17 protein-coding genes and 3 pseudogenes are annotated in these 22549 nt (G+C 68.3%); 18 read left to right on the top strand and 2 right to left on the bottom strand.

Annotated features, from left to right (window positions below):
- Positions 1-146: 146 nt before the first annotated feature.
- A pseudogene (locus STRIP9103_RS08965) lies at positions 147-1348 on the bottom strand (IS110 family RNA-guided transposase).
- Between the two features lie 212 nt (positions 1349-1560).
- Here STRIP9103_RS08965 and STRIP9103_RS08960 point away from each other — a divergent pair.
- From STRIP9103_RS08960 to STRIP9103_RS08875, 18 genes and pseudogenes are all read left to right on the top strand, one after another.
- Positions 1561-3488, top strand: a pseudogene (locus STRIP9103_RS08960) (primary-amine oxidase).
- The gene (locus tag STRIP9103_RS08955) at positions 3481-3996 is read left to right on the top strand and encodes a hypothetical protein (RefSeq protein WP_141585722.1); all 516 of its coding nucleotides are present in this window, start codon (positions 3481-3483) and stop codon (positions 3994-3996) included. The pseudogene STRIP9103_RS08960 and the gene STRIP9103_RS08955 overlap by 8 nt, the downstream one beginning before the upstream one ends.
- A gap of 32 nt (positions 3997-4028) precedes the next feature.
- The gene (locus STRIP9103_RS08950) at positions 4029-4616 is read left to right on the top strand and encodes a TetR/AcrR family transcriptional regulator (protein ID WP_009304957.1); all 588 of its coding nucleotides are present in this window, start codon (positions 4029-4031) and stop codon (positions 4614-4616) included.
- Positions 4617-5016: 400 nt separating this feature from the next.
- Positions 5017-6420, top strand: a complete 1404-nt coding sequence (locus STRIP9103_RS08945; RefSeq protein ID WP_048819949.1) for a hypothetical protein — start codon at positions 5017-5019, stop codon at positions 6418-6420.
- A 126-nt stretch (positions 6421-6546) separates the two neighbouring features.
- Positions 6547-6764: pseudogene (locus STRIP9103_RS53055) on the top strand (IS5/IS1182 family transposase); the annotation flags it as partial.
- A gap of 385 nt (positions 6765-7149) precedes the next feature.
- Positions 7150-8124, top strand: coding sequence for an Lrp/AsnC family transcriptional regulator (locus STRIP9103_RS08935; RefSeq protein ID WP_009304946.1), 975 nt, complete (start codon positions 7150-7152; stop codon positions 8122-8124).
- Positions 8125-8173: 49 nt separating this feature from the next.
- Positions 8174-9697: an amidohydrolase family protein gene (locus tag STRIP9103_RS08930; protein WP_009304962.1), complete on the top strand. Its 1524-nt coding sequence runs from the start codon at positions 8174-8176 to the stop codon at positions 9695-9697.
- Positions 9694-11061: an MFS transporter gene (locus tag STRIP9103_RS08925; RefSeq protein WP_141585281.1), complete on the top strand. Its 1368-nt coding sequence runs from the start codon at positions 9694-9696 to the stop codon at positions 11059-11061. The genes STRIP9103_RS08930 and STRIP9103_RS08925 overlap by 4 nt, the downstream gene beginning before the upstream one ends.
- Positions 11062-11076: 15 nt before the next feature.
- Positions 11077-13047, top strand: a complete 1971-nt coding sequence (locus tag STRIP9103_RS08920; protein WP_199790523.1) for a B12-binding domain-containing radical SAM protein — start codon at positions 11077-11079, stop codon at positions 13045-13047.
- Between the two features lie 28 nt (positions 13048-13075).
- Entirely contained in the window at positions 13076-13918 is an 843-nt protein-coding gene (locus tag STRIP9103_RS08915) for a Rossmann-like domain-containing protein (RefSeq protein ID WP_009304961.1), read from the top strand.
- On the top strand, positions 13905-14840 hold the full coding sequence (locus tag STRIP9103_RS08910; RefSeq protein ID WP_048819948.1) for a DMT family transporter: 936 nt from the start codon (positions 13905-13907) through the stop codon (positions 14838-14840). Before STRIP9103_RS08915 ends, STRIP9103_RS08910 begins: the two co-directional genes overlap by 14 nt.
- 64 nt (positions 14841-14904) lie before the next feature.
- Entirely contained in the window at positions 14905-15279 is a 375-nt protein-coding gene (locus STRIP9103_RS08905; RefSeq protein WP_009304964.1) for a tRNA-binding protein, read from the top strand.
- 392 nt (positions 15280-15671) lie between these two features.
- Positions 15672-16901: a methionine adenosyltransferase gene (metK, locus tag STRIP9103_RS08900; protein ID WP_009304933.1), complete on the top strand. Its 1230-nt coding sequence runs from the start codon at positions 15672-15674 to the stop codon at positions 16899-16901.
- Entirely contained in the window at positions 16898-18481 is a 1584-nt protein-coding gene (mtnA, locus tag STRIP9103_RS46165) for an S-methyl-5-thioribose-1-phosphate isomerase (protein ID WP_009304936.1), read from the top strand. The genes metK and mtnA overlap by 4 nt, the downstream gene beginning before the upstream one ends.
- The gene (mtnB, locus tag STRIP9103_RS08890) at positions 18478-19149 is read left to right on the top strand and encodes a methylthioribulose 1-phosphate dehydratase (protein ID WP_009304953.1); all 672 of its coding nucleotides are present in this window, start codon (positions 18478-18480) and stop codon (positions 19147-19149) included. The genes mtnA and mtnB overlap by 4 nt, the downstream gene beginning before the upstream one ends.
- A 111-nt stretch (positions 19150-19260) precedes the next feature.
- The gene (locus tag STRIP9103_RS08885; protein ID WP_009304959.1) at positions 19261-19842 is read left to right on the top strand and encodes a 1,2-dihydroxy-3-keto-5-methylthiopentene dioxygenase; all 582 of its coding nucleotides are present in this window, start codon (positions 19261-19263) and stop codon (positions 19840-19842) included.
- Position 19843: 1 nt separating this feature from the next.
- Positions 19844-20590: an acireductone synthase gene (mtnC, locus tag STRIP9103_RS08880; RefSeq protein ID WP_100243875.1), complete on the top strand. Its 747-nt coding sequence runs from the start codon at positions 19844-19846 to the stop codon at positions 20588-20590.
- Positions 20591-20676: 86 nt separating this feature from the next.
- Positions 20677-21492, top strand: coding sequence for an S-methyl-5'-thioadenosine phosphorylase (locus tag STRIP9103_RS08875; RefSeq protein ID WP_009304949.1), 816 nt, complete (start codon positions 20677-20679; stop codon positions 21490-21492).
- 454 nt (positions 21493-21946) lie between these two features.
- Here STRIP9103_RS08875 and STRIP9103_RS08870 read toward each other — a convergent pair.
- On the bottom strand, positions 21947-22549 hold a 603-nt coding region (locus STRIP9103_RS08870; RefSeq protein ID WP_009304950.1), incomplete at its 5' end, for an IS5 family transposase.

Below are 22549 nucleotides of genomic sequence, written 5' to 3'. Positions count from 1 at the left end.
TCGACGTCGCCATCGCGTGCACGGATCAGGCCGTCGCCGGTGAAAGTTCCCCTCGCCTTCTGGACCGAGTACCCGTCCGCCGTTTTTCCTCTACCCACGTAGAAAAAAGCGCCACCGAGCGCACAGTTGGAGTCTCAATGACGAAGTCAAGCCGCCTGCGTGACCGGCGGGGCGGAGGTGAACAGCCGTCCGTCACGCAGCAGCGCCCACAACACGCTCGCTCGTCGGCGGGCCAGGGCGATCACGGCCTGGACGTGCTTGCAGCCCTCGGCCCGCTTCTTCAAGTAGAAGTCCCGGTTCGGCCCCTCGCGGATGATGCTGGTCTGCGCGGACATGTAAAACACCCGGCGCAGGCGGCGGCTGTAGCGCTTGGGCCGGTGCAGGTTGCCGGTGCGGCGTCCGGAGTCGCGCGGGACCGGCACGAGCCCGGCCGCCGAGGCCAGGTGGCCAGCGTCCGCGTAGGCGGCCAGGTCGCCCGCGGCGACGATGAACTCGGCGCCGCGTATCGGGCCCATGCCGGGCAGGGACTCGATGATCTCCGCTTGCGGGTGGCTGCGGAACGTCTCACGGATCTGCTTGTCGATGCGCGTGAGCCGGTCGTCCAAGGCCAGGATCTGCGCCGCGAGGTCGGCGACGATCTGTGCGGCGATGTCCTCGCCAGGCAGCGCGGTCTGCTGGGCCTGCGCCGCGTCCAGCGCGGTCGCCGCGACCGCGTCGGCGCTCGGACGCCGCGGTTGGCCAGCCAGGCCGTCAGCCGGGCCCGGCCGCGACGGCGGATCGCGGCAGGGGTCTGGTAGCCGGTCAGAAGGACGAGCGCGCCCTTGTGGCTGCTGTAGTCGAAAGCCCTCTCCAGCGCGGGGAAGACGCCGGTCAGCACATCGCGCAGGCGGTTGATCATCCTCACCTGGTCGGCCACGAGGTCGGTGCGGTGGGCGGTCAGCAACGCGAGGTCGGCAGCCAGCTGGGCGGGCACCTCGATCGCGGCGAAGTCCCGGCGGTGTCGGGCGGTTTCGGCGATGATGTAGGCGTCGCGGGCGTCAGTCTTCGCTTCGCCCCGGTAGGCCCCGGACATGCGGTTGACCGTGCGGCCGGGCACGTAGACAGCCTGCTGACCGTGCGCCGCGAGCAGGGCCAGCAGCAGCGCGGAGGACGTGCCGGAGATGTCCACCGCCCAGCGGACCTCGTCCGCCAGCTCCAGGATCTCGCCGAGCACGTTCAGGATCGCCGACTCGTCGTTGTCGATCTTCTTCGACAACAAGGTCACGCCGGTCTCGTCGACCACCGCCGCCCAATGGTGTCCCTTGCCCGCGTCGATGCTGGCCCAGACCTGGGCCCGTCGCTCGCTCACTCGCCCCTCCTCGCATCCCACGGCATGCCGTCGGCCCGAGGAACACCCCGCTGTCATCTCCGTAATCAGCGACCGCACGAGGCGCGCACATCTCAATCAGCAGCCAGGGCGCCCCGGAGAGCCGGGCGGCCACTCCTAGTCAGCCACTGAAGGCAAGAACCCATAAGCCACACCCGGCCCTCCCGGGCCGCCTAACAACTTACGGAGGACCCATGACCGCCACCCCTCACCCGCTCGACCAACTGACCGCCGACGAGATCACCGGCATCCGCTCACTGCTGGACCGGGCCGGTCTCCTGCGGGACACCTCGCGGTTCGTCTACGTCGGTCTCGAAGAACCCACCAAGGACGACCTGTTCGCGTACACGGCGGGGAACTCCCTCGACCGCCGGGCCCGCGTGCTGCTGCACGACGTCTCAGGCGCCCCCGGCCTGGACGTCGTGGTCTCCCTCACCGGGCAGAACGTCGTCGCCGTTCGTACTCTGGACGCTGTGACCGACGGTCAACTCCCCGTTCTTGAGGAGGAGTTCGCAGCCATCGAAGAGGTACTCTCGCAGGACGAGAACTGGCTCGCCGCCCTGAAGAGCCGCGACCTCGACGTGGCGCAGGTCCGCGTCGCCCCGCTTTCCGCCGGCGTCTACGCCGATGAGTACCCCGACGAGGCCGGCCGCCGGATCCTGCGCGGCCTGGCGTTCGTCCAGGAACACGACCGCGACCACGCCTGGGCCCATCCGGTCGACGGGCTGGTCGCCTACGTCGACATGATCAGCCGCACGGTGCACCGGATCGTCGACCTCGGCCCGGTACCGCTCCCCGCCGTATCCGGGAACTTCGACGACCCCGCGGTCACCGGCCCCGCCCGCACCACCCAGCGGCCCATCGAGATCGCCCAGCCCGAAGGCCCCAGCTTCACGCTGGACGGCACTCTCCTCACCTGGGAGAACTGGTCGCTGCGCATCGGCTTCGACGCCCGCGAGGGCCTCGTTCTGCACCAGCTGGCCTTCCACGACCGGGACCAGAACCGCGAACGACCGATCATCCACCGCGCCTCGATCGCCGAGATGGTCGTGCCCTACGCCGACCCCTCCCCGGTCCGCTCCTGGCAGAACTACTTCGACACCGGCGAGTACCTGCTCGGCCGATCGGCCAACGCCCTGGAACTCGGCTGCGACTGCCTGGGCGACATCACCTACCTCGACGCGGTCATCTCCGACGAGTCGGGGAGTCCGCGCACGCTGCCCAACGCCATCTGCCTGCACGAGGAGGACTACGGCATCCTCTGGAAGCACGGCGACCTGCGGACTGGCTCCCACGAGACCCGCCGCCAGCGCCGGATGGTGCTGTCCTTCTTCACCACCATCGGCAACTACGACTACGGCTTCTACTGGTACCTCTACCTCGACGGCGCCATCGAGTTCGAGGCCAAGGCCACCGGAGTCGTGTTCACGTCGGCCTATCCGGGCGACGGCTACCCCTACTCCTCCGAGGTCGCCCCCGGCCTCGGCGCCCCGTACCACCAGCATCTGTTCTGCGCCCGACTGGACATGGCGCTCGACGGTACGCACAACCGGGTCGAGGAGGTCGACGTCGTACGGGTTCCGATGGGACCCGGCAATCCGCGCGGCAACGCCTTCACCTACCGCCACACACCACTGACCCGTGAGAGCGAGGCGCAGCGCGCCGCCGACATGAGCGTCGACCGGATCTGGCACATCACCAACCCGACCTCGCTCAACGCGCTGGGCAAGCCTGTGGGTTACGTGCTGCAACCGGAGGGCAAACCGACCCGGACTCGTCCATCGCCGCCCGCGCCGCCTTCGCCACCAAACACCTGTGGGTCACCGCCTACGACCCGGACGAGCGTTACCCGGCCGGGGACTTCGTCAACCAGCACCCCGGCGGCGCCGGGCTGCCCGCGTACGCCGCGGCCGACCGGGACATCGACGGGAAGTCGCTGGTCGTCTGGCACACTTTCGGCCTCACCCACGCACCCAGGCCGGAGGACTGGCCGATCATGCCGGTGGACTACACCGGCTTCAAGCTGCGACCGGTCGGCTTCTTCGACCGCAACCCCACGCTGGATGTTCCCCTGAATCCTTCCACGTCGCACGGCTGTTGCGGCGCCGACGGCCATGAATGAGCTGGTTCCCGCGGCAGGCCTGGCGGGAGCGCTGCTCTGCGTGACGGGTCACCTGCCCGGACCGGTGCACCGGTGGGGGCCCCAGGTGACCGCCCTCGGCGGCATGGCGCTGATGGCCGACGGCCGGGCGGCCACAGGCGCCCTCGCGGCCGGCATCGCCTGCCTGTGGAGCGCCGTACGGGCCTGTGTCGAACGGCTTGGCTGGACAGGACCGATCGATCTCGGTGTGATGACACTGCTCATGGTGCTCATGACCGGTGATGTCGGCTCCGGCGGCGCGCACCTGCACACGGCCGGAGCGGCAGGTGTCCCGTCGGACGGCGCGGTGGCCGTGCTGATCGTCGTCGCCTGGGTGACCGCCAGGGCTGGTGCGTTCATGTTCAGGCAGTTGTCGACCACGTCACCCGCCGTGAACGCGGTCGCCCTCCCCTCGTGTCGCCGGTCGTGCGCATACCGGGAATCGGGGTCCGTGCTCATGATCGTCAGCATGGCGGTCATGCTCTTCTGACACCCCTACGACACGAAGGGAAGCAGGGTCGCATGCCGAAGATCGTCGATCACGAGGCACGCCGGCGTCTGATCATCGAGTCGGTCTGGGCGCTCATCGGCCGTCGCGGCCTGCCGGGGGTGACGATGCGAGAGCTGGCCGCGGAGGCGGGATTCGCCAACGGCGGCCTCGCGCCCTACTTCCGCGACAAGGACGAGATCCTGTTCGCCGCCTTCCAGTACGCGTGCGACGCCACCGAACGCCGTCTCGGACCCGTCGTGACCGAGTCCAGCGGTACGACCGCGCTGCGTGCGCTCTGCCACGAGCTGATGCCGCTGGACGACACGCGGCTGCTGGAAGCACGGGTCGTGATCGCGTTCTGCGACCGTGCCGTGTACGACCGGCGCATGTCATCGGCGTACGAGGCCACGACCAACCGCTGGCGGACGCTCATGCACGACTGTCTGACCCAGGCCAGGAGCCTCGGCGAACTGACGACGGCCGTCCCCGACGAACTCATCGTCGAGACGCTGTCCGCCGTCGTCCTGGGCTTCCAGGCCAACGCGGTACTTACCCCGGCGGCCACCACGCCCGCACGCCAGGCGGAGGCCGTCGACGCGTTGCTCGAGTCGTATGCCTGAGCAGGGGCGTCGACAGGGGGCTCGCCACCCGCGCGCCCTCTGTGGCACAAACACCTCAGCGGTAGACCGACTGGGTCCGAAACCCTTGGGTAAACGAGCGCGCCCGGCGGGCGATGGGCGGGTGCCGCCCCGGTGACCACCGGCGGCGGGCCGCCTCGGACCGGGCGATCCCGCGCATCGGTGATAGCCCACCGCGACGCCCTGCCAGCATGTCGAAAGGCACCACCCCACCAGCACAGAGCACCACGAAGTGATGAGCACGGCCCAGAGGCCAACAATTGATCATTCCGCGCAGTACTGTCCGGTCGGCAACGTGACGACATCGTCGATCTGAGACAGGGGTGATCTGATGTCGCAGCGCCGAGAAAGATCCCGAGCGATACGCCTGATACCCACAGCGGTGATCGCCGCACTTCTCGCGACGGTCACCGCCATCGTGCCTGCCGAAGCCGCTTCGCCTGCCGCGATACAGGACACCGCGGTCCAAGCCCAGAACGACGGGGGCGCGCAGGAGCAGTTGAGGTCGTACGCGACTTCGGGGTCCGACCGCCCCACCGCCAAACCCGAGCAGAAGCAGGCCCTGGCCGCCGCGCCGGAAACGTGTACCGAGCCGAACGCCGAGGGAACCTCGGTGTGCGTGCAGGAGACCAAGCCAGCCGACCTTCCTGAGCACCTGGCGCAGAACTCGCTCGGCGCGCAGGCTGTGGACCCGCCCCAGTGGTGCGAGGACGCCAACGGCATCATCCTCGGCACCCGCACCCAGATCTGCCTGGTGACCGGCCTGACGTACACCACAACGCGAACCGTGAACGGAACGACGACGGTCACCGGCGAAGCCGACATGGTCGTCATCAACTACAGCTACAGCTACAGCTACAGCTACAGCTACACCGGACTGCCCACGTTCGCCCACCAGCTCGAGCTCTCCATGTACGGCGGATGGGGAGACGCCCAGAAAGCCTCCGTCGACGGGCAGGCCACCCTGAGCGGATCCTGCACACTGGAGAGCTCCTCGTTCCCGGCACAGCCCCTGCTGCCCCTGAACTCCTGGCGGTCGGGCGAGGCATTCTTCGACACCACCGCCACCGCGGCCGGCGCCATCGGCAACTGCGCCACGTACTGGTACCTCACCTTCACCAACGCGGGATACCCCGCGGCCGTCACCTCCTACGACCTCAACGAGTTCCGTTGCGACAACGCCACCGCCGGACGAGCCACCGTCGGCTGCGTGGTGCCCTGGTACGCCTCAGAACTCGTCTACAGCAGTGCCTCCTACCCGTCCCTCGCCTCCCACGTCCAGCGCGCCCAGGCATCGGGACTCCCCGGCGCCACGTTCGCGAACCCGCTGACCAGGACCGAAGACGACACGATCATCAACACGAACCGTCAGATGGCCTGCGGAGACGCCCCCAGCATCACGGGCCTGAGTTGCGACGAATACCCCATCGCACGCTCCCGCGAAGGACTGTCCTCCGGTGGCACACGCCGCACCTTCGACAGATGCCAGATACCCAACGTGTCCGCCGTTAGGAACAGTTCGCATGTCTCAGACCTCCTCCTGTCTCACAGGCCCCAGGGGGAAGCGCCTGAGCGATCTGCTGCGAACCATGCGGCAACTGTCTCAGAAGGCGACGGGAAGCGTTGCTCGTTTGTAACCTTCGGGACCGGGTCGCTCGATCAGTCCGCCGTCCTGACGCGAATCTGGTGGGGCGTGTCGAGGCCGTCTGGCGCGCGAGACCCTGTCTATACGTTCGCTGACCATGAGTTGGACGACCGAGCACGGTCAGGTCCTGCTACCCGTTGATCACTGATGTCGATATCGCCCAGCGGCCGGCCTGGCGCTCCCGTAAGGCGAGGACCTGCTGCCCGTTAGCCAGTGGCTCCAGAGCTACAGGTCCCCCCACCGCACCAGTGCTCGCACCGAACACAGCAAGTGCCAGTGGACCAGGGCTTCAAGGACGAGGTCATCATCCACGGCGCACTGTTGGACATCACCGTCGAGGTCGTCCGCCGCAACCTCAACGACCGTGGCAAGGGCGCTTCGTCCCACAGCCCAAGCGGTGGGTGGTTGAGCAGGTCAACAGCACGTTGATGCTGCACCGGCGTCTGGCCCGTGAATACGACCGCCGGACCAACAACTCCGCCTCTTAGGACGATGAAGGTCTGCCCATCGAATCAAGCCGTGCGGTGGGCTTGCATCCGAGGCGCAAATCGGTACAAGTATGGCTGAACGCTCGTCCTGGCATAGGCGCTCAACGTGGTGTGCTCTTGAGACAGGAACTCCGCCATAGCCAGCGGAAACCAGGATCGTACGGTCGATCACCACGAAGCTCGCACTCGAACCGGAACAAGCCGAGAACAAACCTACCGAGGTGGCCGAAGTTACGTCGCTACCCGAAAATAGCAATTGACGGTGTATCCCTCAACCGTCCAGGATGGCCACGCTATCGGGCGACGAGATGCTGATAACCAGCATCAGGAGCCGCTGAAATGTTGGCAACCGGCGTCAGCGCAGCATTGGGGAAGGCTCCGCATGGGATTGTCGCGCTTCGAATGGGAGTTGGTGGTCGCGCTCCAGCGTGATCCCCGGGCCCCGTACACGACGCTTGCCGACGGGCTGGGTGTGGATGAGCGATCCGTTCGGCGTGCCATGCGCCGACTGCGGGATGACGGAGTTCTGACCTACTCGGCCACCCTCGCGCGCGAGGACACCCACGGCTGGCTCGCGGCTCAGCTGGAGATAGGTTGCCGTGCGGGGATGGTCGACACGGTGGCCCACGCGCTCGCCGATCGCTCCGACACCCGGTACGTCGCCGCGGCCACCGGCGACGCCGACCTGGTCGTGGAGCTTGTTGCCTGCGACCCGGGTGCCCTGCACACGCTGGTCGTAAACGAGTTGCCCACGCTGGACGGCGTACGGTCAGTGCACACCCAGGTCGCGACGCGGCTGCTGCTGTCCGCCGCCGACTGGGCCCCGGACGGGTGGCGCAGCCCGCGGCGGCAGCGGGCGATCGACGGAAAGCGCGAAGCCGTCGCCGTGCAACTGGACGACAGTGATCTGGCCATCGTGCGGGCACTCGACGAGGACGTACGGACGTCGGCGGCGCGCATAGCGCAGCAGGTCGGGCTGCACGAGACCACGGTGCAGCGGAGGTTGCGCAGGCTGACGGAGTCGGGCGCCGTCTATATGAGGGCGGATGTGCCGCCGGCACTGCTCGGCTTTCCCCTTGAGGCCCGCTTCACCCTGCAAGTGCGCCCCGACAGCCTGGAGGCGGCACTGCGGCGCCTCGCGTGCGAACCGATGCTGCGTGCCCTGTACATCCTGACGGGCCCCTCCAGCGTGCTTGGGTACTCCGTGCACCGTTCGACCGCCGCCCTAGAGGACTTCCTCGCCAGTCCGCTCGCCGAGATCGGCGGCCTGCTGGGCTGCGACATCCGAGTCGTGCTCCGTGCGTACAAGCGCAACGGCGCCCTCGTGCCGACGACGGGGAAGGCGGCACCTGACTAGCACCACGTCACCCAAGTGACGGCAGACAGACGGGGAAGGGCAGCGCTCCATGCGGTTGCAGCAGAACGCGTCAGGGACATCAGGCAGCCTCGGAAAAGGACCGTACGACCGGCTGATCCTGCGGGACGTCACAGTCATCGACGGTACGGGCGCTCCATCGTACGGCCCCGCCGACGTGGTGCTCGAGCGCGGACGCATCTCGGCGATCGTCTCGGCGGGCCGCAACACCGACATGACACAGGCCGGTCAACAGGCCGGCGTCGGCACCGAATCGTGGGAGTTACCCGGCCACTATGTGCTTCCGGGGCTCATCGACGCCCATGCGCACATCGCGGCCGCCGAGCAGGGGCCCGACGCCGACTACAGCTACCGGCTCTGGCTCGGGCACGGCATAACCAGCGTCCGGGAGACCGGATGCCTGGGCAACGGGACGGAGTTCACCGTGCGGGAGGCGCGGCGGGCCGCGGCGAACGAGATCACCGCACCCCGCATTACGCCGTACGCGGCCTTCGGCGCCGGTCGCACCGAGCCGTTCCGGACAGGCCGGGACGCCGAGAAGTGGGTGGCACAGCAGGCCGAACTCGGGGCGGAGGGCATCAAGTTCTTCGGCGCGCCACCGGAGATCTTCCGCGCCGCGCTTACCGAGGCCCAGCGGCTGGGGCTGGGCAGCGCCTGCCACCACGCACCCTCCGACGTGGCACGTGTCAACGCCCTGACAACCGCCCGCTGGGGCCTCGGCAGCATCGAACACGGGTACGGCCTGCCGGAGGCCATGTTCACCGACCGCCGAGTCCAGCACTTCCCCAGCGGCTACAACTACAACAACGAGCACGACAGGTTCGCCCAGCTCGGCCGGGCCTGGCGGCAGGCGGCCGACCCCGGAAGCCGCGTCTGGGACGACACGCGCGACGAACTGATCTCCCTCGACACCGCCCTCAACCCGACATTCGTCATCTACACCGCCGCACGGGACGCCGCACGGGCGCGCGGCCGCGAGTACCTCCGTGACTATGCGGCCCCGCAAGCCTGGGAGTTCTACCAGCCCAATCCTGCGAACCACGGCTCGTTCCTCTACGACTGGGGCACCGAGGAGGAGGTGGCCTGGAAGGAGAACTACCAGCTGTGGATGGCGTTTGTCCGTGACTTCCATCAGCACGGTGGGCTTCTTACGACCGGATCCGACGCCGGGTTCATTTACAACCTTTACGGGTTCGGGCTGGTGGAGGAGATGGAGCTGTTGCGCGAGGTCGGCCTGCACCCGCTGGAGATCATTCGGTGCGCCACCGCCAACGGCGCCCGGCTGCTCGGCCTGCAGGACACCGGAACGCTCGAACCAGGCAAGGCTGCGGATCTGCTGGTCGTCGAGGAGGATCCGCTCGCAAACCTGAAAGTTCTTTACGGGCACGGACACTTACGCATGCAGACGGACGGCTCCCTGACCCGCGTCGGAGGCGTGCGCCATGTCATCAAGGGCGGTGTCGTCTTCGACGCCGTGCAACTGCGTGCCTCAGTACGCGACCAGGTTTCCGCCGAACGCGAGCGGCTCGGTGCCGCCGCTCCGTTCACTCCGTGACCGCCGATGACGGACTGGGAGATCCCATGGTGAGCCCCGACGGGACGCGAGCCCGTCTGCGACCCCCGGTCATACCCGTGCGCCGCCACGTCACCGTGGCCATCGGCGTCGGCCAGGTCATCGAATGGTTCGACTGGACGCTGTACGCGTCGTTCGCCGTGTTCTTCGCCGACCGCTTCTTCTCGGCGGGCCAGGGCGGGAAGACCGCGCTGCTGAACGCTTTCGCCGTGTACGCCGTGGGTTTCCTGTTCCGCCCGCTGGGCGGCATGGTGCTGGGCCATCTCGCCGATCGTCTCGGCCGAGCGGTCGTCTTCAACCTGACGCTGCTCATGATGGCCGGCGGCAGCCTGGCCATCGCCGTCATGCCCACGTACGGGCAAATAGGCGCCGCCGCGCCGGTGCTGCTGATCCTCGCCCGCGCGGTCCAAGGGCTCTCCGCCGGTGGGGAGATGCCAGCGAGCACGGCCCTGGTCACCGAGGCCGCCCCTGCCGGGCGCAAGGCCTTCCACGCGTCGTCGATTTTCGTGGGTACGGGGCTCGGCGTCCTGCTGGCGTCCCTACTGGGCTGGGTTCTCACCTCGACCTTGACCGAGGCCCAGATGACCGGCTTCGGCTGGCGTATCGCCTTCGGAGCCGGCGCCCTGCTCGGCTTCGTCGGCCTGGCGCTGCGCCGCCGTGTGCTCCTGTCCGAAGCGGCCGTGGCACAGCAGCCTGCTCCGGGGCCGACGGACCGCACCGGGCACGACCGGCGCCGGTCCACGAGTGCCGCTGACGCCGTCCGTGCCCAGGCCAAGGGCGTGCTGCGCGTCGTCGGCTTCGGTATCGCGGCGACCGTCGGCTTCTATACGCTGACGGTGTACATGCCGACCCATCTCCAGCTCCGGGAGGGCATGCGCCCCACGACCGCGTTCATGATCAGCTGTATCGTGCTGGCGGTCTACAGCGTACTGCCGCCCCTGGCCGGTCTGGCCGCGGACCGCTGGGGCCGGCGTCCGGTGATGGGCTGGAGCGCGCTGGCGCTGGCCGTGGTGCTGGTGCCGTCCGTCGCCCTGATGTCCCGCGAGGCCGCGGTGACACTCCCGCTCCTGCTCGGCTGCATCGTCCTGCTCACCGCCTTTCACGGACCGTTCCCCGCGCTGATGAGCGAACAGTTCCCGGCCGAGACCCGAGGGCTCGGCGTGGGAATCGCGTACTCCCTGGTGACAGCCCTGTTCGGCGGCACCGCGACCTATCTGGCCGCCTGGCTGACGACCCTCGGACACCCGCTGTGGTTCTTCGGCTACGTCGCCGCGACGTTCGCTCTCGCCGCCGTGACCCTGTACGTCCTCCCGGAGACACCCCCTCAAAGCCCCCCTCAGCCATGAGCCCCGCTCCACTCCATGCGGCATCCCACCACCAACGAGAGGTACGCCTTGCACACAGCAGCACGTGAGACCGTCGTTCATGACGTCTTCCACCGCCCCCCGCACAGAGACGACACTGCGGCCGAGGAACTCACCGCACTGCGCCGCTCCCGGCGCGACGGCCTGATCGAGAGGGCCGGATGCGAGCGATTAGACCAAGTGCCCTGGAGCACCCGCGCCTTCCCGGTACTGGCCGCGCTCGCACCGGTGATGACGTCCCCCGAGGGCGAGATCACGTACCCCGGCGACCCCATGTGCTTATACGCGGCACTCAGTGTCGTCGTCGACAGCGCCCTGAAGTCGGCCCGGCTCACGGCAGAGGACGCCGACGACCTGCCGTTCACGGACCTGTGCCCCGACTGGCGATGTCCCCCGAGCAAGAACGGAGCTGACCGCGCAGCACGGACTGCGCCTGACCGATACCTCGGTGGGCACCCCGACGGCACGGTGTTCGATCCCCGGGTGTGGGACGAGCAGGCCCGTGACGAGTTACGAGCGTTCACCCGGCGGCTACGCCCGAAGGTCTTCCTCGTCAGCACCGTCTCGCCAGGACACCGCTATGCCCTGGAGATGGCCCGGCTGGTGAAGGAGGAACTGCCCGACTGCCTCGTCGTGTTCGGCGGACGGCACATGGACGAGACCATGCGCTACGCCCCGGCCGACCGGTCCGTCGTACTGCAGTACAGCAGCACGCTACGTGCCATCGAGGACGGGCGTGCCGAGCCGGTGGTGGACTTCTGCGTCAGCGGCGAGGGCTACTTCGCGCTCGACCTGCTGATGAAGGCGATCGCCCTGGCGATGGACCTCGACCGCACCCGGGCACACGTCCACGACGTTGTCGAGACGCTGTCCCTGCTCGGCGCCGCGGGGCTGCGTCTGCCGGGAAACTCGCTCCTGTGCGCGCGGGACGGCGCGGCCGTGCACGCCTTTCCCATCAAGGGCGCGAAGTACGACCTCGCCGAACTGCCGTCCCCATATCAGGGCTTCGCCATCCGCTCCCGCTTCCCGGTCTTTCCGCTGCCCGACGGCGGACCCGCCCGCACGGCCCATATGACGGTGACCAACGCCTGCCCCTACCACTGCGACTTCTGCTCCGAGTCGGCCCTCGTGGTCGGCGGGCTCAAACGCTTCGGTGCCGCACCGGCCGAGGCCGCGCTGGAGCGGGTATGCGAGTACGTCAGCTACGGCGCCGAGGCCGTCTTCTTCGACGACTCCATCTTCTGGAGCGGTACGTTCCGCGCCATCCGGGAGTTCTGCGAGGCTCTGCGCGCGGCCCGCGCCGCCGCCTCCCCCGAGGACCTCCCGGAGCGCTGCCGCCGCTGGATCACCGGGGACGATGACTGGCGGCGCCTGCGCGCCCTGAGTTTCGGCTGTCAGGTGACCGCCGACCTGCTCACCACGCTGCACGGCGAGGACGAGGTGCGCGAGATGCTGGCCGCGCTGCGCGAAGCCGGGTGCACCTACCTCTATATGGGCATCGAGAGCATGTCGAGCGAGGTCATGGACCACGTCCACAAGAACATCCGCCGCGTCGCGGACCTGCCCTGGAAGAAGAAGGTCCGCACCGCCCTGATCCGCATACGGGAGTCCGGCATACCCGTGGGGAGCTCCGTGCTGTTCGGCCTGGAGGGCGAGACCCGCGAGACGATCGAGGAGACCATCGAGGAGGTGGGGCAGCTCGTGGACGACGGACTCGTCATGCTGGCCAGCCCGAACATCCTCACGTACCACCCGGCCACCCGGATCACCCGTGACCACGGCATGCAGGACAGGCTCGACTACCACTCTCCGGACGTCGACAACCGGCCGCCCTACATCTACTTCGAGGAGGCCTTCCCTGGAGTCGTCTCACGTCGGCTGTCCGAGGACGACATCTGGTTCATCCACGAGTCGACGGCCAAACGCTGGGGCGCCATCCGCAACTCCGCCGAACCCGAGTTCTCGTAACCCCACCGACCGAGAGAGCACACGAGACATGGACGACATCCTGGGAACCCTGCGAGCCATCCTGGCCGAGCGCAGTCGAGATGTGCCCGACGACGACTTCCGGCTGCGCAGCCTGTGGAGCGTCGACTACCGGTCACAGCCCACCGAATACGAGCGGTTCATGGTCTACAGCTTCGTGCTTGCGCAGACTGTCCGGCAAGGCTGTTGCTACGCCGACTTCGGATCCGTCCGGCTCGACGAGGCCGGCGACGGGCTCATCGGGAAGGACGCACGCCTGGTGCGCGGCCGCACCCTGGAAGAGGACATTGCCATCCTGGACGCCGCGTTCGGCGCATTGCCCCGCAGTCCGGCGCAGGTCGTCACTGTCGACGGGTTGCCGGAGGCCAAGGCGCTGGCCCGGGCGAAGACCGCCGTTGGCGAGACGATGCAGCTGCTGACCCGCTCCGGAGGCCGCAAGGTCGCCCAAGTCGGGGTCATGGGCAATCTGATCCAGCACCTCCTGCGGGAGGACATCGACATCACCGCAAGCGACTTCGATCCTTACCTCATCGAAAACGGCATCCTCGGCGTTCCGGTGTGCTCGGGAGAGGAGAGCGCGCGACTGGTTGCGGAGAGCGACGTGGCACTGGTGTGCGGTGAGACGCTGGCGAGCCGGACCCTGGAGGAACTGGTCGCGACCGCTGCGCAACACGACACCCGACTGGTCATCTTCGCCGTCACCGGCTGCCACTTCGCGCAAGAGTACTGCGCGACGTTCGGCGTCGACGTGGTCATGGCCGAACCCCAGCCCCAGTACCTCTTCCAGGGCCCTTCGACGTTGGAGATCTACCGGAAGGACGCCCTCGGGCGCATGAACCATGGTGAGCACTGAACCGAAACCGGTCGGCGTGGACAGGGGAGCCGGGAGCGGGCGCTTCATCTCCGGGGTCCTCCCCATCCTGCTGGCCGGACTACTGTGGGGCAGCACCGGCACCGCGGCGAGCTTCGCCCCGGCCGGTGCGTCCGCCCTCTCCGTGGGCGCGGCCAACATGGGCATCGGCGGTCTCGTCCTGCTGGCAGTCGCGGGCCGCTCGGTGCTCCCGGTGCTGAGGGGCGGGGCCCGTGCGTGGCGCACCGTGCTGGGGGGCGCCGCCGCCGTAGCGGTCTACCCGCTGGCCTACTACACGTCCATGCATCTCACGGGCATCGCCACGGGCACCGTGGTCACCGTCGGCTCGACCCCGGCTTTCACCAAACTGTGCGAGGTAATCGGGGAGCGGTCTCTTCCCCACACCCGCTGGGTGGGGGCGAGCGCGGTGTCCACGGCCGGCGTCGCACTCGTCGTCGCCGGACAACGGCACCCGGCGGACGGACCGCACGGCGCGGGGGAAACCGCCGTCGGCGTCGCCCTCGGGCTACTCGCCGGTGCGGCGTACGCCGTCTACTCCTACAGCGCCGGACGCCTCATCCGCCGCGGGGCCTCATCCCGTTCTGTGATGGGGGTGATGTTCGGTCTGGGCGGTCTCATGCTCGTGCCCGTGCTCGTGGTGACCGGAGGACCGCTGTTGAGCACGCATAAGGGGCTGTTGGTGGCCGGCTATCTGGCACTGGTGCCCATGGCGCTTGCCTACCTTCTCTTCGGGCGGGGCCTGGGCCGTGTCACGGCGAGCACGGCGGCCACCCTGATCCTGGTGGAGCCGGTGGCGGCCGCGGTGTTGAGCGTGGTGGTCGCGGGCGAACACCTGGACCCGCTCGGGTGGGCCGGGATCGTCCTGGTCGGTGTCGGATTACTGATCCTCGACGATCGTGAATAATGTACGGACGCGCCTGATCTGGTCCAACAGGCTGACGATAAAAGCGAATTGAGGGATGACGGCCATGACAACCACCGAGTCCACAGCCAACCGGGACGAGCAGACCATGGAGAAGATCGACGCCGGACAGTTCTTCGGGTGCGAATTGCGGGTGGGCCGTGTGATTGAGGTCGAGGACTTCCCCGAAGCTAGGAAGCCCGCCTACAAAGTGGCCGTCGACTTCGGTCCGGCGGGTATCCTGCACACGAGCGCACAGGTCACCCACTACGACCACGATTCCCTGAAGGGCCGACTGGTCGTCGGCGTGGTCAACCTCAAGCCCAAGCGGATCGCAGGTTTCCGGAGCGAGTTCCTGCTGCTCGGGTCGTTCGACGCCGAGGGCCGGGCCCAGCTTCTCGCCCCGGCGCAAGGGGCAACGCCTGGAGATCTCGTGGGCTGAGACGTCCCTTCAAATTTCCCAGAGCCGAGGACCGTATTCCGCGACCCCGGCGAAATCGGAGGAACTGCAGTGGCGTCCGTTTTCAATCCAGAGCCGTGCACTACTGAATTGAGCAGACCCGATGACTCGGCATGCGGAATTGAATTCCTACCGGAGGGATCCGAACCCGTATGGCGAAGTGCTATTCCGCAGCGGCAAAGAATTCCAATCCCAGTCGTTCGGCGTAGAAGGCCTTTCTGTGCTTATGGAAGGATCCTGGGCCCGTTTTCGGGTCGAATCCGCCAACCGGGTCGGCCGCTGCGGCACCGTGAGATTCGTCTGATCGTGTGTGCGTCGCTTTCTCGCATCACAACCGCGTCACCCCCTCATTTACGCACCGCGTAAGGAGCAGAATGTCCCGTCGTCTCTTCACCTCGGAGTCCGTGACCGAGGGTCACCCCGACAAAATCGCTGACCAGATCAGCGACACGATCCTCGATGCGCTGCTCAAGGAGGACCCGACCTCCCGCGTCGCCGTCGAGACCCTCATCACCACCGGTCTGGTGCACGTGGCCGGCGAGGTCACGACCAAGGCGTACGTGCCGGTCCCGCAGCTCGTGCGCGACAAGATCCTCGAGATCGGCTACGACTCCTCCAAGAAGGGCTTTGACGGCGCGTCCTGCGGTGTCTCGGTGTCCATCGGCGCCCAGTCCCCGGACATCGCGCAGGGCGTCGACTCCGCCTATGAGCAGCGGGTCGAGGGCGGCGGGGACGAGCTGGACAAGCAGGGCGCCGGCGACCAGGGGCTGATGTTCGGCTACGCGACCGACGAGACGCCGACCCTCATGCCGCTGCCGATCTTCCTGGCGCACCGCCTGTCCCAGCGCCTCTCCGAGGTCCGCAGGAACGGCACCGTCCCCTACCTGCGCCCGGACGGCAAGACGCAGGTCACCATCGAGTACGACGGCCACAAGGCCGTCCGCCTCGACACGGTCGTTGTCTCCTCGCAGCACGCCTCCGACATCGACCTGGAGTCGCTGCTCGCCCTCGACATCCGCGAGTTCGTCGTGGAACCCGAGTTGAAGGCCCTGCCGGACGACGGCATCAAGCTGGACACCGACGGCTACCGCCTGCTGGTCAACCCGACCGGCCGCTTCGAGGTAGGGGGTCCGATGGGTGACGCGGGCCTGACAGGCCGCAAGATCATCATTGATACGTACGGCGGCATGGCCCGGCACGGAGGCGGTGCCTTCTCCGGCAAGGACCCGTCCAAGGTGGACCGGTCGGCCGCGTACGCGATGCGCTGGGTCGCCAAGAACGTCGTTGCGGCGGGTCTGGCCTCCCGCTGCGAGGTCCAGGTCGCCTACGCGATCGGCACGGCCGAGCCGGTCGGCCTGTTCGTCGAAACCTTCGGCACCAACACCATCGAGACCGAGAAGATCAAGACCGCGATCACCGAGGTATTCGACCTCCGCCCGGCCGCGATCATCCGCGACCTCGACCTGCTCCGCCCGATCTACGCCCAGACCTCGGCCTACGGCCACTTCGGCCGCGAGCTCCCCGACTTCACCTGGGAACGCACGGACCGCGTGGACGCCCTGCGCGCGGCCGCCCACCTCGACGCAGGAGAGGAGATCCGATGACCGCGTCCGTCCCCGAGTCCTCGCTGACGTGGGACGACGGTGTCGTCGTCGCCATCGACCAGCGGGCCCTGCCACACGAGTACCGCCTGCTGCGCCTGGAGACCGTCGGCCAACTCATCGAAGCGATAAAGGACTTAGCGGTCCGCGGCGCCCCCGCCATCGGGCTGGCCGGCGCGCTGGGAGTCGCGCTCTCCGCGCATCTGCACCGTTCAGGCGTCGGCGGGACCGGCCTCGACGAGCAGGCCGTACGTGACGACGCGGCCCGCCTGGCCGAGGCCCGGCCCACCGCCGTCAACCTCGCCTGGGGGGTCCGCCGCGCACTTGCCCGAATCGGCTCCGGCCCGGAGGCTGTTCTCGCCGAGGCGCTGGCGATGCTGGAGGAGGACGCCGCGGTCAACCGAGCTGCCGTGCGGCACGCGGCCGACCTGGTGGAGACACTGGCCCCGAACCGGCGTCTGCGCATCCTGACACACTGCAACACCGGCCGCCTGGCCACCGCTGCCGTGGGTACGGCGCTCGGCACCATCCTCGAACTCGCCCGCCGAGGCCGGATCGAGGAGGTACTGGTGGACGAGACCCGCCCGCTGCTGCAGGGCGCCCGCCTGACCGCCTGGGAACTCGGCGAGGCGAGCGTGCCCTACCGGCTGTGCGTGGACTCCGCCGCGGCCGCCTTGATGAGCCGAGGCATGGTGGATCTCGTACTGGTGGGCGCGGACCGTATCGCAGCCAACGGGGACACGGCGAACAAGATCGGTACCTATGGGCTTGCGGTGGCGGCCGCCCGGCACGGCATCCCCTTCGTCGTTGTCGCCCCCGAGTCCACCTGGGACCGCGACCTGCCCGATGGTTCCGGGATCGTGGTGGAGGACCGCGGCCCCGGCGAGGTGACCGGCTTCGCAGGCGTCACCGTCGCCCCCGTCGGTGCCGCGGTCCACAACCCGGCCTTCGACGTCACCCCGGCCGAGCTGATCACCGCACTCGTCTCCGAAAGGGGCGCGACCCGGCCAGGCCCGGCCCTCTCACCAGGGAGATCGGACACCGGGCGGAGCTCCGATCCGCAGCCGACCGAGATCGCCGCCCTGCTCACTCAGTTCTCCGACTACCCGGCCCCGGGGGTGCTCTTCCGCGACCTGGCCGGCCTCTATGCCGCTCCCGGCATGCTGGCCCGGCTCGCCGCCCGGGTGGCCCGCGAGTTCGACGGGTGCTTCGACCGCGTGCTTGCGGTGGAATCACGCGGATTCGTGCTGGGGGCGGCTCTGGCCGCCAGCACGGGCCTGCCGCTGACCCTCGCCCGCAAGCCCGGCAAACTGCCCGGACCGGTGTACGAGGCCGGGTATGAGCTCGAGTACGGCCACGACCGTCTGGAGCTGCAGAAGGGCGCGCTGGCCCCGGACGAGCGGGTGCTGTGCGTGGACGACGTACTGGCGACTGGCGGCACCCTGGCCGCCACGGCCCGCCTCGTTGCCCTGAGCGGGGCGCGGGTGGCCGGGCTCGTCGCCCTGGTGGGACTGGAAGGCCTGGGCGGGGCCCAGCGGCTGTCCGACCACCGGCTGCTGACCCTGTGCGAGGTGCCCGCGTGACCGACGGCACCTTCGCCACCGACCAGAACACCCGTCGACTGGGTGACGAACTCGCCCTGATCTCGGCACGGTTGTACGAACGCGGCTGGATGCCCGGTACCTCCGGCAACCTCTCGGCACGCCTGCCCAGCGCACCGGACCGGGTCCTGATCACGGCGAGCGGACGCGACAAGGGGGAGCTGACGGCCCAGGACATGGTGATGGTCGACGCCGGGACGGGCGACCCGGTGGAGCCCACGGCGCTGCGTGCTTCAGCGGAGACCGCGATCCACGCTGCGGTCTACAGCGCCGCCGACGCCCAGGCGGTCATCCATGTCCACTCGCCGTATGCCACCGCCGTCGCCTGCCGAGCTGGCCGAGAGGCACAGACGACACTGGTGCGCCTGGCACACTTCGAACTACTCAAGGGCCTGAGCCTGGCCGACGCCACCGGTACCGACCTTCCGGTGTTCCCCAACTGGGCTGAGGTACCCCGCATCGCGGCCGACGTGGCCGACTACTACGGGCACGTCCCGGCCGCCCCGCCCGGTCTGCTCATCGCCGGGCACGGCATCACCACGTGGGGCAAGGACCTCGCTCAGGCCCGCAACCGGCTCGAGTGCCTTGAGTCGATCTGCCAGCTGCTGGTGATCGGCGCTGGCGAGATACAGGTCCGCGCCCCCGACTGACGACGTGCGGGCGGTACTCGCGGGCGGCCCACGAACACCCGGGTTCCGCCCGCGAGTCCTCCGATTCCTGCAGTGCCCAAATACCTATAAACCGAGGAAAAGAGTCAGTCGATGACATTGCTTCAGATCATGCCCGACGATGCGCCGGACCGCGTGGTACTCCGCACCCGGGACCGGGCGAAGATCACCGAAGCTCTGGCGGAATGCTCGGTGCGGCTGCGCGACTGGCCGATGCACGGCCCGGTCAAACCCGGCACCACCCAGGCGCAAATCCTCGCCTGGTACCGCCGCGAGGTGGACGCACTGTGCGCTGAGGAAGGACTGCGCCTGGTCGACGTCGTGCGGTTCCACCCCGAGGACACTCCCGAATGGAGGGATCGTGCGGCCAAGGCGCGCGAGGCCTTTCTGGAGGAACACCGGCATGAAGAGGACGAGGTCCGGTTCTTCGCCCAGGGAACCGGCTGCTTCTACCTCCATGTCCACCGCAAGGTATATGCGGTGGTGTGCGAGGCCGGCGACCTGCTGTCGGTGCCGGCGGGGACGACGCACTGGTTCGACATGGGACCGCGCCCCAACTTCTGCGCGGTGCGCTTCTTCGAGAGGGAAGACGGCTGGGTCGGGGACTTCACCGGCGACCCCATCGCACGGAACTTCCCCCGGCTCGACGCCCTGCTGGCGGGTGCCGGTGAGTAGCGTGGCCACAGAGCGGCGCGAGGTGACGGCGGTGGTCCTCGACATCGAGGGCACCGTCGGCTCCCTCGCCCATGTGCGCGAGGTGCTGTTCCCGTATGCACGCGAGCGTCTGGCGGCCTGGGTCCGACGGCAGCGTGGCACTGCTCGATACACCGAACTCCTGCGGGAGACGAGGGTGTTGACCGGCGACCCACGCCTCGACGAAGCCGGAGTGATCCGCGCCCTGACCGCGTGGTCGGACGAGGACGCCAAGGTCCCGCCGCTGAAGTCCGCGCAAGCGTTGATCTGGGCCGAGGGCTACGCCGACGGCTCACTCCACGGACACGTATACCCTGAGGTGCCCGCGGCGCTGGAGCGCTGGGGACAGGCGGGAATCGCCCGCTACATCTACTCCTCCGGGGCGCGGGCCGCGCAGCACGACTGGTTCGCGCACAGCAACCTCGGCGATCTGACCGGATTGCTGGACGGCCATTTCGACCTGGCCGATGCAGGCGGCAAGCGCGAGGCGGACTCGTACCGGACGATCAGCCGCGCCATTGGCACCGCTCCCGCAGAGATCGCCTTCCTCAGCGACGTCGGCGACGAACTCGACGCGGCTGTGCTGGCCGGATGGCAGGCCATCGGAGTGCGCCGGGCCGCAGACCCGCGAGGCGCCATGATCGAGGGACATCCGACGGTGGACTGCCTGGACGGCGTACGGCTGACCCGTCCTGCGGCATTCCAAGGCCGTACCACGACGGCAACTTGATGCACAGCGTCGAGACTCCGGCCTGCACCGACGCAGCGCAGGCCGACATCCCCCTCCACGAACCAGAGCGAACGAGGTGAAAAGGCGTGAGTAACGGTGCGGACAGCAGTGCGGAGATCGGCGTCATCGGTGGCAGTGGCTTCTACCAGCTGCTCACCGACGCCGAACAGACGCCGGTCGACACGCCTTATGGCAAGCCCTCCGACTCTGTGTCGGTCGGCATGGTGGCCGGACGGCGCGTAGCCTTCATCCCCCGGCACGGTCGCGACCACCGCTTCCCGCCCCACAAAATCAACTACCGGGCGAACCTCTGGGCACTGCGCTCCCTCGGGGTGCGCCAGATCCTCGCCCCCTGTGCGGTCGGCTCGCTGCGCAGGGAACTGCCCCCGGGGACCATCGTAGTGCCGGACCAAATAGTGGACCGCACCAGCGGACGCATCCAAACCTTTTACGACGTGGGCGCCGTGCACACTCCGTTCGCCGACCCGTACTGCGAGGACGGACGCACGGCAGTGCTCAAGGCCGCCGCCGAGGCCCGAACCGAGGCGCACGATGGCGGCACCATGGTCGTGGTCGAAGGGCCGCGCTTCTCCACCCGGGCGGAATCCCAGTGGTTCGCCGCGGTCGGCTGGTCGCTAGTGAATATGACCGGGCACCCCGAGGCCGTGCTGGCACGCGAACTTGCCCTGTGCTACACGTCCCTGGCCCTGGTGACTGACCTTGACGCCGGCATCGACGCGAAGGAGAGCGTTGACCAGGAGTCAGTGCTCAAGGTGTTCGCGGAGAACACCGAGAGGATGCGCGCCTTGGTCCTGGGCGCCGTCGGACTGCTGCCCGAGCATCGCGACTGCCGCTGCACCGCCGCGCTCGACGGACTGCACTTGCCCTTCCAACTCCCCTGAGCGACGCGTCTCCCAACACGAGGTCTACCCATGCCTCGCGAAATCGTAGATCTTGCGGAACCGGCAGCGAGACTTACGACAGATCCCCACGCGGTGTAGCGGAAGCTTGGCGCCCGGGGCTACATGCACCGGGTACGCCTGCGCCGCTCGGCCACCACCTGCTGTAGGTGGATCCGGCCGAACACACGCGATTGCGCACCTGGTCTCCAGGGCCTTCACCCCACGCGGGGTCGAGGCGCTGCGGCGACTGCTTGAGTCATGACTGGTGCAATGGCTTCACCGACCGGTTCACCGGCCCGGCGGTGAAGACCACCAGGGCCATGGCGGCCTTCCACTGATCAGCGCTGAACACGGTGTGCGAAGCGATCAGTAGGCTGATGAACTCTGCGGACGAGGGCCTGGGCCGGGATACCACGGTGCGGACCTGGGCTCTCGTCTCGGCTTAGACCGTGTCCTACGTGGTGAGGCGGACGAGACGCTTGTAGCAGCACAAGGCCGCGGCGAGACCGAGAAAGGCCAGGTAGTTGCGGGGATTACGTTCGTAGCGGGGGCTGAGTCTGCGGTAGCCGGACAGCCACGACATCGTTCTTTCGATCACCCACCTGCGGCGGCCCAGCCGTTCGCTGGACTCGATGCCTTTGCGGGCGATCCGGACTCCGATGCGCTTGCCGTGTAACCATTTCCGCAGGTCCGGTCGATCGTAGGCTTTGTCCGCGTGGAGGCGCTGAGGCTTGAAGTACCGGCCGCGATGGGGGTCGTGTCTCGTTTGGTGACCCGCCACCATCGGCTTCAGACCTTCGCTGTCGTGGGTGTTGCCGGCCGAGACGCCGACGACCAGGGGCAGTCCGTTCGCGTCCGACAGGATGTGCATCTTGGAACCCGGCTTGCCCCGGTCCACGGGGCTCGGACCTGTGTGTTCGCCCCCTTTTTTAGCCCTGACGTGGGCGGTGTCGAGGACTACACGGGTCACCTCGACCAGGCCGGCGTCGTCGAGCCGGTGCAGCACAGCCTCGTGCAATCGGCCCCAGACGCCGGCTCTGGACCAGATCAGGAAGCG

Source organism: Streptomyces ipomoeae 91-03, assembly GCF_000317595.1.
GTDB lineage: Bacteria > Actinomycetota > Actinomycetes > Streptomycetales > Streptomycetaceae > Streptomyces > Streptomyces ipomoeae.
This window is presented reverse-complemented; position numbering and strand designations above follow the sequence as displayed.